Annotated in this window: 9 protein-coding genes; 7 read left to right on the forward strand and 2 right to left on the reverse strand. The window is 68.6% G+C overall.

The window, feature by feature from the left end:
• Window positions 1–104: 104 nt before the first annotated feature.
• The 5 genes from IEQ11_RS21830 (at window position 105) to IEQ11_RS21850 (ending at window position 6,648) form a co-directional block, all read left to right on the forward strand.
• Window positions 105–1,313: a DUF418 domain-containing protein gene (locus IEQ11_RS21830; protein ID WP_191822165.1), complete on the forward strand. Its 1,209-nt coding sequence runs from the start codon at window positions 105–107 to the stop codon at window positions 1,311–1,313.
• Between the two features lie 359 nt (window positions 1,314–1,672).
• Window positions 1,673–2,947, forward strand: coding sequence for an HlyD family secretion protein (locus IEQ11_RS21835; RefSeq protein WP_191822164.1), 1,275 nt, complete (start codon window positions 1,673–1,675; stop codon window positions 2,945–2,947).
• Window positions 2,944–5,100, forward strand: a complete 2,157-nt coding sequence (locus IEQ11_RS21840) for a peptidase domain-containing ABC transporter (RefSeq protein ID WP_228464705.1) — start codon at window positions 2,944–2,946, stop codon at window positions 5,098–5,100. Before IEQ11_RS21835 ends, IEQ11_RS21840 begins: the two co-directional genes overlap by 4 nt.
• A 79-nt stretch (window positions 5,101–5,179) precedes the next feature.
• Window positions 5,180–5,353 carry a hypothetical protein gene (locus IEQ11_RS21845; protein WP_157754194.1) on the forward strand — a complete coding sequence of 58 codons (174 nt, stop codon included), beginning with the start codon at window positions 5,180–5,182 and terminating at the stop codon, window positions 5,351–5,353.
• Between the two features lie 173 nt (window positions 5,354–5,526).
• Window positions 5,527–6,648 carry an MvdC/MvdD family ATP grasp protein gene (locus IEQ11_RS21850; protein ID WP_191822163.1) on the forward strand — a complete coding sequence of 374 codons (1,122 nt, stop codon included), beginning with the start codon at window positions 5,527–5,529 and terminating at the stop codon, window positions 6,646–6,648.
• Window positions 6,649–6,703: 55 nt separating this feature from the next.
• Here the strand turns inward: IEQ11_RS21850 and IEQ11_RS21855 are convergent, their stop codons facing one another.
• A complete protein-coding gene (locus IEQ11_RS21855; protein ID WP_036113537.1) occupies window positions 6,704–7,765 on the reverse strand; it encodes a lipid A deacylase LpxR family protein in 1,062 nt (353 codons plus the stop codon).
• Between the two features lie 396 nt (window positions 7,766–8,161).
• Window positions 8,162–8,563 (reverse strand): DUF3224 domain-containing protein, encoded by a 402-nt coding sequence (locus IEQ11_RS21860; RefSeq protein WP_046658056.1) that lies wholly within the window; start codon window positions 8,561–8,563, stop codon window positions 8,162–8,164.
• A gap of 301 nt (window positions 8,564–8,864) precedes the next feature.
• On the opposite strand from IEQ11_RS21860, the gene IEQ11_RS21865 reads away from it, so the two are divergent.
• Window positions 8,865–11,072 (forward strand): TonB-dependent receptor, encoded by a 2,208-nt coding sequence (locus IEQ11_RS21865; RefSeq protein ID WP_191822162.1) that lies wholly within the window; start codon window positions 8,865–8,867, stop codon window positions 11,070–11,072.
• Window position 11,073: 1 nt separating this feature from the next.
• Complete coding sequence (locus IEQ11_RS21870) at window positions 11,074–12,465, forward strand: PepSY-associated TM helix domain-containing protein (RefSeq protein ID WP_191822161.1); 1,392 nt, start codon at window positions 11,074–11,076, stop codon at window positions 12,463–12,465.
• Window positions 12,466–12,681: the final 216 nt, after the last annotated feature.

Below are 12,681 nucleotides of genomic sequence, written 5' to 3' on the forward strand. Positions count from 1 at the left end.
CGCGGCGAATCCGCCAAACGTCCCGGTCGCGTCCCGACGGCGGCCCGATGCGCGCAAACACGACCGCGCCGAGCATGGCCGCACCCTCGCCCTCGCGCCACGCCATGCCTTCCCCGTCCCGCGATGCGCAGCGCATCGAGCATCTCGACGCCCTGCGCGGATTCGCTCTGTTCGGCATCCTGATCGTCAACATCGGCGTGTTCGCCTCGCCCTGGTTCGGCCTGGGCGCGGCCGATCCGGCCTTCGATGCGCCGTCGGACCGCCTGGTGCATGGGTTGATCGCCGCGCTGTTCGAGATGAAATTCTATCTGCTGTTTTCGTTCCTGTTCGGCTACAGCTTCCAGCTGCAGCTCGATTCGGCGCGGCGCGCGGATGCAGCGTTCGCGCCGCGCATGGCCCGGCGCCTGCTCGGACTGTGGTCGATCGGCCTGGCCCATGCGCTGCTGCTGTTCCATGGCGACATTCTCAGCACCTATGCCGTGCTCGGCCTGCTGCTGTTGGCGATGCGCGACAGCCCCGAGCAACGCGCATGGCGCCGCGCGATCCGATTGATCGGTGTGACCGCCGCGGCCTGGGGCGGTCTGGGGTTGTGGCTGTGGATCGACGGCGACACCCGCCCCGCCGATGCCGCGACGCTCGCGCAAACCGCGCAGACCGTGCAATCGGGCTTCACCGGCGATCCGGGCCAGGTGATCGATGCGCGACTGCGCGAACTGGGTTCGACCGCGATCGTGCTCGCCTGCCTGCAGGCGCCGTGCGCGCTGGCGATGTTCCTGTTCGGGTTGATCGCCGGCCGTCGCCAGGTGCTGGCGCGGCTGGATCGCTATCAACCGTTGCTGCGCCGCGTGCGGCGCTACGGACTGGGCATCGGCCTGCCCGCGGCGCTGATATTCGCGGCGGTCACCGTGCTGGCGCCGGGCGGGCCGCTGGAACTGCTCGCGCTCGCGCTGAGCGTGTTGACCGCGCCGTGGCTGAGCCTGGCCTACGCCGCCTGGGCGATGGCCGCGTTCGACAGCGCGCGCGGCCGACGCGCGGTGGCGGCGTTGGCGCCGGCCGGACGCATGGCACTGTCGAATTATCTGCTGCAATCGCTGATGTGCGCGCTGATATTCACCGGTTATGGCTTCGGCCTGATGGGCCGGGTATCGCCGTTGGGTTGCGTGGCGGTAGCGGTGGCGCTGTTCGGCGCGCAGTTGTCGCTGAGCCGTTGGTGGCTTCGACGCCATGCCTATGGGCCGATCGAGTGGCTGCTGCGCGCGCTCACCATCGGCCATTGGCCGCGATTGCGTAAAGCTCTGCCCGATTCGCGCTGAGCCGCGAATTCACGTGGCGCTTCGGCGCGGCGCCTTCTCGCGGCGAACTGATCGAACAACGCCGGGCCGAAGCGCTACGCGCACGGGCATCATGCAACGCGATCGCCCATGCCGGTGAACACGTGCCAGCGAACAGATGAATGCGGTGAGTGGACGCGGCGATGTACCGCCGATTGAATGACCCTTGTCATCTGTGGCTCAAACCGTGACCGGCTTCGACAATGCCGTGTGGCCGGCCCCGCGGTCATGTACGACACTCAACGGCCGAACCTGATCGGCCGGAGTGCGCTCAACGCCCGTGATCGCCTGGACTCGCCCGAACGCATCCATCGCGCGCGCCGTGCGCGGCTGACGTCTTCATGCACGAAGACCTGTTCAGACGCGAGATGCTCGACGCCAGGAAACAGCGCTGGCTCGGCAGCATCCGCCTGCCGGTCTCGCGCATGGGCTGGCCGATGGCCGGGCTCGCGCTGGCGGCCCTGATCGCATTGCTGGCCCTGCTCGGCTTCGGCCGCTACACCCGCAGCGAAAGCGCGAGCGGCCAATTGATCCCGCGCGGCGGTCTGTTGAACGTGAGCGCGCCGGCCGGCGGCCGGATCGCGCGCAGCCACGTGGTCGAAGGTCAAACAGTCGCGCGCGGCCAGACCTTGCTGGAGATCTCGGCCGAACTCGACAGTCCGGCGCTGGGCGCCGGCGTCGGCCAGGCGGTCGGTGCCGAACTGGCGCTGCAACGCGAGCGCCTGCTGGCCGAGCGCGACGCGATCGAACGCGAACGCGGCCGCGACACCGATTCGTTGCGACAACGCATCGACGACTCGCAACGCCGCATCGACCTGGCCGACGCGCAATTGCGCTTGCGCCGCGAACAGGCCGCGCAGGCTGAACGCCTGTCGCGGCAGGTGCAACCGTTGCGCGCGGCCAAGCTGCTCAGCGACGTGCAGTGGCAGCAATACGAAACCACCCGCATCGACAGCCTGAGCCGGGTCCAGGACGCGCAACGCGAACGCCTCGATGCCGCGCGCGAACTCGCCGACGCGCGCGCCGCGCTGGCCGATCTGCCGCGGCGCCTGAGCGAACGCCGCGGCCGGATCGAACGCGAGCTGGCCGACATCGCCCAGGACGACGCCCACAACGAAGGCCGCCGCCGCATCGCCGTGCTCGCGCCGCGCGCGGGCCGCATCAGCGGCTGGGCCTTGACCGAAGGTCAGGCGATCGGCGCGGGCCAACGCCTGTTCTCGCTGCTGCCCGAACACGCGCCGCTGCAGGCCGAGCTGTGGCTGCCCGATCGCGCGATCGGCCTGATCGCGGCCGGCACGCCGGTGACCTTGCGCTATCCGGCGTTTCCGTATCAGACCTACGGCCTGCAACGCGGCCGGGTCGCGCAGATCGCGCGCGCGCCGCTGTCGGCGCAGGACATCCGCGAGCGCACCGGCCGGCCCGCCGATGCGCCGGCCTGGCGCGTGCTGGTCGATCTGGACCGGCAACAAGTCGCCAGCCACGCGCTGCAGGCGCAGATGCGGGTCGATGCGGAACTGCAACTGGAACGGCGGCGGCTGTACGAATTCCTGTTCCTGCCGGGCGTGCTCGCGCCGAACGCGTCCGCGCCGACGACGACGCAGGGCGACGCGCCATGAGCCGCACCCGCGCGCTGCCGGTGATCCAGCAGAACGAACTGGCCGAATGCGGCCTCGCCTGCCTGGCGATGATCGCGATCCATCACGGCCACGACATCGATCTGGCCAGCCTGCGCCGCCGATTTCCGGTGTCGCCGCGCGGCGCGACCCTGGCGCGGCTGATCAAGATCGCCGGCGCGCTCGGCTTCGACACCCGCCCGCTGCGCGCCGAGATCGAACACCTCGCCGACCTGCAGCTGCCGTGCGTGCTGCATTGGGACCTCAATCATTTCGTCGTGCTCAAGCGCATCGCGCGCGGCCGCGCCGAACTGCACGACCCGGCCCGCGGCGCGGTCTCGTTGCCGCTGGCCGAGTTCGGCCGCCACTACACCGGCATCGCCCTGGAGCTGTCGCGCAAGCCCGATTTCGCGCCGATGCGCGAACGTCAGCGCTTGAGCCTGCGCGGCCTGGCCGGGCATATCGTCGGCCTGCGCCGCGCCGGCCTGCAGATCCTCGCGCTCGCGCTCAGCCTGGAAGGCTTCACCCTGCTGCTGCCGTTGGCGATGCAGTGGGTGATCGACCGGGTGCTGGTATCGGGCGATGTCGAACTGCTGCATCTGCTCGGCATCGGCTTTCTGACCGTGGTGCTGTTCCAGTCCGCGATCACCGCCATGCGCGGCTGGCTGATCGCCGATCTGGGCGCGTCCTTGAATTCGCAGTGGCTGGCCAATCTGTTCGGCCACCTGATGCGGCTGCCGCTGGATTTCTTCGAGAAACGCCACGTCGGCGGGGTGATGTCGCGCTTCGTCTCGGTGCAGGCGATCCAGCAGACCTTGACCGGCAGTTTCGTCGAGAGCCTGCTCGACGGACTCACCGTGGTCCTGGTGCTCGGCCTGCTGCTGTTCTACAGCCCCCCGCTGACCGCGCTGGTGCTGGCCGCGTTCGCGCTGTACGCCGGCCTGCGCTGGCTGGCGTTCCGACGCCTGCGCCGGCTCAAGGAAGAGCAGCTGATCCAGGTCGCGCAGCAGCAGAGCCTGCTGATCGAATCGATCCAGGGCGTGCAGACGATCAAGCTGGGCAACAAGCAGGACGAACGCCGCGCGCGCATCGCCAACGCCAGCGTCGAAGTCGCCAACCGCGAAGCCGCGATCAGCCGCACCACCGCGGTGTTCTCGGCCCTGTCCAAGCTGGTGTTCGGCGCGCAGCGCGTGCTGCTGATCTGGATCTGCGCCTGGCTGACCCTGCAGGGCCGCTTCACCGCCGGCATGATGGTGGTGTTCGTCGCCTACGCCGACCTGTTCGCCACCCGCACCGGCAGCCTGATCGACAAGCTGGTCGATCTGCGCCTGCTCGGCCTGCACGGCCAGCGCATCGCCGATATCGCGCTGGAAGCGCCGGAACCGCATGTGCATAGCGACTACGCCGGCCCGGCGCCGCGGCCGCGCATCGAACTGCAAGGCGTGAGTTTTCGTTACGCCGCCGACGAGCCGTGGATCCTGCGCGATTGCAGTTTCAGCATCGAAGCCGGCGAATCGGTCGCGATCGTCGGCCCGTCGGGCTGCGGCAAGACCACCCTGGCCAAGTTGATCCTCGGTTTGCTGCAGCCCAGCTCCGGCACGATCCGCATCGGCGGCGTCGATATCCAGCGTTACGGGCTGGCGGCGTATCGCGAGCTGTTCGGCGCGGTGATGCAGGAAGACGTGCTGTTCGCCGGCTCGATCGCGCAGAACATCGCCTTCTTCGATCCGGCCGCGAGCAGCGAACGCATCGAGGCCGCGGCGCGCGCCGCGCGCATCCACGCCGACATCGCCGGCATGGCGATGGGCTACGAAACCCTGGTCGGCGATCTGGGCTCGTCGCTGTCGGGCGGGCAGAAACAGCGCGTGCTGCTGGCGCGCGCGCTGTACCAGCAACCGGCGATCCTGCTGCTCGATGAAGCCACCAGCCACCTCGACGTGGCGCGCGAACACGAGATCAACCGCGAGATTTCCTCGTTGCGCATCACCCGCATCGTCATCGCCCACCGGCCCGACACGATACGCAGCGCCGATCGCGTGATCGCGCTGCGCGACGGCGTGAGTGAATCGATCGCGAACAAGGAATTTCCATCGCCGATCGTGTCGCGCATTCACGATGAAACTGCGATGGCGATGGGGAAAACACGACTTTCTTAATTGCTAGCATCCACGCTCGTGCCGACGCCGGGACGGCCTTCCAACTCTTCTCGGCAACCACGTTTCAGGAGAACGCTTCATGAGCAAGCAAGACGCGAATCTGCCTCAGAACGAAACCGCCCGTCCGCTCGCCCGCATCGCCGCGCGCGAACTTTCGCTCGACGAAATCGCCGCGATTTCCGGCGGCAAGGGCGACACCACCCACGCCACCGGCCCGAACGGCGACGACCCGGGCGATCCGGATCTGGTGTGATATGAGCGGCCGTGATCCGCTCGGATCACGACGATCGAATGCGTAAGGCATCGATGGACTCGCGCGCGAGCGACGTGCGCGGAAATCGGCGCGACTGCGCAAGCTTCGGCACGCCCCGCCAGCCGGGGCGTGCTGTTTTCAATACCAACGCGCCCGGATCGAGCCATCGCCGCATGCCCTCTCATCGCCGCCCGCTGATTCTTTCCTCGTTGGCCCACGACATCCATGCCTCGGCCGCGCGCTGGGCGTTGCGCGCCAGCGGCATCGACGCCACCTGGGTCACTTCGCTGGCCGAATCCGAACTGGGGCCGATGTCGCTGCATTGCGACGCCGACAACGGCCTGCGCATGAGCGGCGCGCTCGATCACGACCGCGTCGGCACGGTCTGGTATCGGCGCCCGCGCAATCCCGAATCGTTTCCGCGCGCGCACAGCAGCGACGCGCCGTTCCTGCGCGGCGAATGGGGCCGCTTTCTCAAGAACGTGTACGCATTGACCGATCAGGGCGCGGACCGTCTGTGGGTCAATCGTCCCGCGGCCGCGGCGATGGCCGAGAACAAACTCGTGCAGTTGCGCGCCGCGCATCGCTGCGGGCTGCGTTTTCCGGCCACCTTGGTGTCGCACGATCCGAACGAGATCCGCCGCTTCGTCCAGCGCCACGGCCGCGTGGTCTACAAACCCTTCATGACCCACACCTGGAAGGACGCCGAAACCGGCCGCATGTTCAGCACCTACGCGCGCATCGTCGAGCCGGCCATGCTCGAGGACGACGCCAGCCTGCTGCACTGCCCCGGCATCTATCAGGTCTACGTCGACAAGCGCTGCGACCTGCGGGTGACCGCGATCGGCGACCGCTATTTCGCCGCGCGGCTGCATGCGCAGCACGACGGCGGCTTCGTCGACTGGCGCGTCGGCCAGGCCGTACAAGGTTTACGCGCCGAGCCCGGCGAGCTGTCAGCGTCCGATCAGGCCAAGCTGGCGACGTTGATGCGCGAGCTCGGCCTGGTGTTCGGCTGCATCGACCTGGCGATCGACGCCGACGGCGATGCGCATTTCCTGGAAGTGAACCAGGCCGGGCAATTCCTGTTCGTCGAGGACCTGTTGCCGTCGTTGCCGCTGCTGCGCGCGATGAGCGCGATGCTGGCCGAAGGCCGGCCGGATTATTCGCTGGCGACGATCGCGCCGGTTTCGTATGCCGACTATTGCGCGAGCGAGGAACACCGCGCGTGGTGGGCGCAGGCCAGCGAAGGCCTGAAGGATCGCAGCCCGGCGGCGGCGGGCATCACCCTGGAATAATCGCCAGTCGCCGAAGGTCCATCCACACGACCTCGCGGCAATCGATACGCCGCGGTCAGAACGCGCGGCTGATGGTCACGCTGCCGAACACCGGCGTCTGCTTTTGTCCGTCGAATTCGCGGGTGCGGTGATAACGCGCCAGCGCCAGCTTCCAGCGCCCGCGCATCAAGGCCACGCCATAACCGACCTCGCCCACGAACGAGCGCTTGTCGACGCTGTGGCTGTCGCGGAAGGTGTTGCCGTCGAGGGTGATATCGCGCAGCACCCAGCGCACGTCCGAGGTCAGGAACACATGCGCGGCGAACGGCCGGTCGCCGGTGTTGTAGTGCCGGGTCGGCGCGGTGTTCTCGCCGGCCGGACGCAGCGGCGTGCTGCCGAAGTCGTCGGGCAGGCGCAGGCCGAAACGCAGTTCCGCGCCGGCATTGGCGTAGGTGGTCAGATTGCCGAAGCTGCCGCCGTAGTGGGTGATCGCGTCCCAGCCCCAGGCGCCGTTGTGCGCGTCGCCGGCCGAATAGCGGTTCATGCGTTCGTGGACGATCCGGAACACCGGCTCGTCGTGCAGCTGGTTGTCCCAGCCCTTGAAGGTGTCGTCGCCGAGCGCCTTGTGCACCGCGTCCTGCACCTGCCTGCCCAGGGCCGAGGGCCCGACGATGCCGAACTGCAACTGGGTGGTCTGCAGATAATCGCCGTTGCGTGCGTTATAGCCGAGTCCGAACAGCAGCGCGGCGGCGTACGGGCGATCGTCGGGGATCAGCTCGCGGCGGCTGAAATCGGTCGGGGTGAAGATGCCCTGGGCGAAGGTGGCGATCATGTTGCGCTGCTCGAAGCCTTCGGGCTGCAGCGCATCGAGGTGGCGATTGACCCAGCGCGCGAGCCGCGGAATGCACGGATCGTCGGTGTAATCGGCCAGGTTCGGCGACACCAGGGTCAGTTGCACGCCGTTGCTGTAGCCCTGGTCCTGGCCGCCGAACAAATCGTTGTCCAGGCGCAGGTTGACGGTGGGCGGCAGGCGCGTGTGGCCGTTGGTGCAGGCCTCGCGGCCTTGGGCGCTGGCTTGGCCGGAGTGCGCGAGGGCAGCGGCGAACAGGACGCAAAGCGACAGTGCAGTGGAACGCATGGGCGGGTTCGGCAGTCTGGGCCGCGGCGCCGGCGGGCGCGCAGCGGTCGATTGGTGGGAGCGGCGGGACAACGAAGACCGGCCGCCTCGGCGGTAATCGGCCTCCCGTTCCCGCGCGCGCTGGACCACGGCGGATCGGCGCCAAAGTTCGCACGGATCGCGGGCGTCGCGGCTTGCAGGGCTGTGACGGATTGTCCCGCAAATGATACTTGAGTCGATCCGGCGCGCGATGGCCGCGTGGTAACGGCCGGATCAAGCCTCTCGGCAGCTGCCTGGTGCGGCGCTGGTTGTGGCCTCGTCACAAAGCCGCATGCGGCCCGCGAAATATTCTGTCGGCGAAGGCCTTCAGCCCCTCGAAACGCACCCCGCCGAAACCCGCGCCGCACGCGATGCGGGTTACGAAATCGGCGGCAATTCGTAATCGAACGAATAGAAATGCGCGCCGCCCTCGCGGATATCGATCTTCATGCTGCCGGTCAGCCCGCTGAGCTCGTCGCTGCCCGAATCGGGCACCACGGTCACGCTCAGATCGGGCGCGCCGCGATCCATCAGCCCGCGATGCAACAACAGGAAACTGCCGCTGCGCCCGGCCAGGCGGCCTTCGACTTTTTCCAGCGCGACATAACCGGCCGAGCCCTTGACCGCGGTCATCGCCGCGAGCATTTCGCCGCGGCTGGCGGCCTCCAGCTCGCCGTGGAATTGCTTGTCGATCGCCATGCGGCCGAACTTGCCTTCGGCCTCCTCGTGGACCGGCTGCGGGCTCAGTTTGACGTTGAACGGGCCTTCGATGTGCGGCATGGCGATGCTCCGGCGGGCGATGGCGACGGGCGCGACCGATTCGCGCCAGGCGTTGCAGAGTAGGCCTTCGTTTCCGTCTAGACCAGCGCGGCGCGGCGGCCTGCGCATCGATATCGACGCAACCCGTGCGCCGACTCACTGCGGCAACTTGCCGCAGCCCGGTGCGCGGCCTCGCCGCTAGCATCGTGCGCTTGTCCGCCGTCGTCACGGCGGCCGCCCCTTGGTCTTCCAGTCGCGCCGCGTCCCGGCCGGTCGCGTCCGCGCGGCTACGACGCGGCACGGCCCGCCCTTATCGCCCCGCATGCCCACATCGACTTCCCGTTCGCCCCGTTCCATCGCCCCGGCCGCTTCGCTGCTGACCTGCGCGCTGCTGGCCTGCGCCGCATTCGATGCCGCCGCGGCGAGCGCAGCCGAAGCCGACCCCGGCACCACCCTCGACGCCGTGCGCGTGCACGCGCAGCGCGACGGCAGCCGCGACGCCTCGGTCGCCACCGCCAGCCGGCTGGGCCTGGACCCCGACGAACTGCCCGCCACCCTCGACGTGCTCGACCGCGACGACATCCAGGCGCGCGGCCTGCGCGACAGCGTCGAGGTGCTGCGCGCGATGCCCGGGGTGATGGCCGGCAACCTGCCCGGGCAACCGGGCGTGGCCTCGATGCGCGGCTTCGCCAGCGGCGCGGTGTCGTATTTGTTCGACGGTGTGCGCCTGACCAGTTCGGGCTTTTCCTCGCGCAACTGGGACAGCTTCAACTTCGAACGCGTCGAGGTGCTCAAGGGCCCGGCCTCGGTGCTGTACGGCGAAGGCGTCCTGGCCGGCGCGATCAACTTCGTGCCCAAGAGCGCGCAGTTGAACGATCGCGGCGGCGAGGTCCTGCTCGGCTACGGCAGTCACGACAGCGCGCGGCTGGGCCTGGACGGTAATCTGCCGTTGAGCGATACGCTGGCGGTGCGCGGCGTGCTCAGCGCCAATCGCTCCGACGGCCACGTCGACGACACCGCGTCGCAGGCGCAGGCCTTCAGCGGATCGCTGCTGTGGCAACCGCGCGACACGCTGTCGGCGCGGGTCGCGCTCGATTACCAGCGCGACGATTTCGACACCGCGTATTTCGGCGCGCCGCTGGTGCCGTTGGCGGTCGCGGCCGATCCCATCGGCCTGATCGATAACGACGCCGGTCTGGTCATCGACCGCGCCGCGCGCGAACGCAACTACAACGTCCGCGACGGACGCATGGATTCGCGCTCGTACTGGCTGCGCACCCGTCTGGACTATCAGTTGAACGAGCAATGGTCGCTGCGCAACGAGGCCAGCGGCTTCGACGCGCGCCGGCGTTGGGACAACAGCGAGGATTTCACTTACGACCCCGCCACCGGCTTGCTAGACCGCAGCAGCGCGCGCATCCATCACCGGCACAAGGTCTGGAACGAACGCCTGAGCCTGCGCCACGACGGCCGCCTGGGCGGTCGCCGGCACCTGTTCGCGGCCGGGTTCGAATACAGCGACACCGATTTCTTCAACCTGCGCCGCTTCGGCCAGGCCGCGCCGATCGACCTGCTCGCGCAGGATCGCGGCGAATTGCCCGCCGACAGCGCGGCCGCTTACCGCGACGGCCGCAACGACTTCAGCACCCGCGTGCGGGTCGCAGCCGTATTCGTCGAAGACGCATTGAATCTGAGCACGCGCTGGCTGCTGGTCGGCGGACTGCGCCACGAACGCATCGAATTGAACCGGCGCAACCTGGACCTCGACAGCGGCCTGAGCACCCGCTTCGATCGCGACTTCAGCCCGACCTCGTGGCGCCTGGGCAGCGTGTTCGACCTGCGTCCCGATACCCAGTTGTACGCGCAGTACAGCAGCGCGGTGCTGCCGGTGAGTTCGCTACTGACCATCAATCAGCGCAACAACGCCTTCGACCTGAGCCAGGGCGATTCGATCGAGGTCGGCATCCGCGCCGCGCTGTTCGAGCAGCGCCTGCAACTGACCGCGGCGGCCTACCGCCTGCGCCAGGACGACATCCTCACCCGCGACCCGTTGCAGCCGCAGATCAGCGTGCAGAACGGCCGCCAATCCTCGCGCGGGATCGAGTTCTCGCTGAGCGCGCAGGCCACCTCGCGCCTGCGCATCGACGCCAACGCCGCGTTGCTGTCGGCGCGTTTCGATCGCCTGATCGAAGCCGGCGGCGCCGATCGCGGCGGCAATCGCCCGTCCAACGTGCCCGAACGGACCGCCGGCGTGGACCTGTTCTACCGCGCCGACGGCTCGCCGTTGAGCCTGAGCCTCGGCCTGCGCCATGTCGGCGACTTCTACACCGACAACGCCAACCGCTATCGGGTCCGCGCCCACACCGTCGCCGATGCCTCGGCCTCGCTCGATACCGCCCACGGCCGCTACACCGCGCGGATACGCAACCTCACCGATGCCTTCTATGCCGATTGGTCGGGCTACAGCGCGAGCCAGGTCTACCTCGGCGCGCCGCGCTCGCTGGAACTGAGCTGGTCGAGGTCGTTCTGAGATGATCGAGGCCACCACGAGCGAACGTCAGCAGCTCGGCCGCGCGTCCTACCGCGCGGTGTGGCGCTGGCATTTCTACGCCGGGCTGTTCGTCGCGCCACTGCTGTTGATCCTTGCGATCACCGGTTCGATCTATCTGTTCAACGATGAGATCGAAGACGCCGTGCACGCCTCGCTGCGGTTCGCTCCGCAGCGCGAAGCCGACCTGCCGCTGTCGCGATTGATCGACGCCGCGCGGCGCGCGCATCCCGGCGCGGTCACCCGCATCGACCTGTCCGCCGATCCGCGGCGCACCGCGCAGGTGTTCGTGACGCCGGCGCAGGGCGAACCACTGCGCGTGTTCGTCGATCCGGGCACCGCGCGCGTGCACGGCGCGTTCGTCTACACCCGCACCCTGGTCGGGTTCGCCGATACCATGCACGGCTCGTTGATGCTCGGCCGCGTCGGCGATGCGATCGTCGAACTCGCCGCGTGCTGGGCGCTGCTGCTGATCGCGACCGGGCTGTACCTGTGGTGGCCGCGCGAACGCGGCTGGCGCCGTGCGCTGTGGCCGGACTGGCGCGCGCGCGGCCGGATGTTCTGGCGCGGTCTGCATTCGAGCGTCGGCGCCTGGGTCGCGGCGCTGGTCGTGTTCCTGATCCTGACCGGCCTGCCCTGGGCCGGAGTGTGGGGCGATCTGTTGCGCGCGGGCACCCAGCAACTGGGCATCGGCTATCCGGCCGAGCATCGCCATCACGGCCCGGCCGCGCCGAAACCGACCGCCACCATGGCCCAGGCGATCGGCGAAACCCCGTGGACCTTGCGCGATGCGCCGATGCCGGCTTCGATGCATGCGCACCATATGCATGACGGCGCGAGCGCGGCGCGGACCGACATCGGCATCGACGCCGTCGTGCGCGTATTGGCCGCGCAAGGGCTGCGCGGCGATTACCGGCTGTCGTTGCCGCAGTCCGACGATGGCGTCTACACCGCGGTGGTCTATCCGAACCGGCCGCAAGGCCAGTACACCGTGCATATCGACCGCTACAGCGGCGCGGTTGCCGGCCGCACCGGTTTCGCCGACTACGGCTGGGCCGCGCAGGCGGTCGAGCTGGGCGTGCAATTGCACATGGGCAATTACTTCGGCCGCGCCAATCAGATCGTGATGCTGCTGCCGTGCATCGGCATCGTGGTGCTGAGCATCAGCGGCGTGTGGATGTGGTGGCGAAGGCGGCCGCGCGGGCGTCTGGGCGCGCCGTCGGGGCCGACGCCGACGCAGTTGCGCACGACAGCGATCATCGCGCTGGGCTGCGGCCTGCTGTTCCCCTTGCTCGGGGCATCGCTGTTGCTGGTGGTTGCGATCGATCGCTGGGCGATCGCGAGGATTCCGTGGCTCGCGACGGCAATACGCTGAATCTGTTGAGCCGAGGTTCCTCGCGAGGTCTTTTGTGAGAGGGGCTTCAGCCCCGACGCGCTTGGCTCGATTCGCCGGAAAGCCCGAGCACGTTTGCATGCAGGCTGTCGCGATCGGAGAGGAACGCGTCGGCGCTGAAGCCCCGCCCACAAAAGACCTCCTCCAAAAGATCTCCCACAAAGACCTCAAACAAACGACGTGTTCGATAAAGCCACT

It is taken from the genome of Lysobacter capsici, from assembly GCF_014779555.2.
GTDB lineage: Bacteria > Pseudomonadota > Gammaproteobacteria > Xanthomonadales > Xanthomonadaceae > Lysobacter > Lysobacter capsici.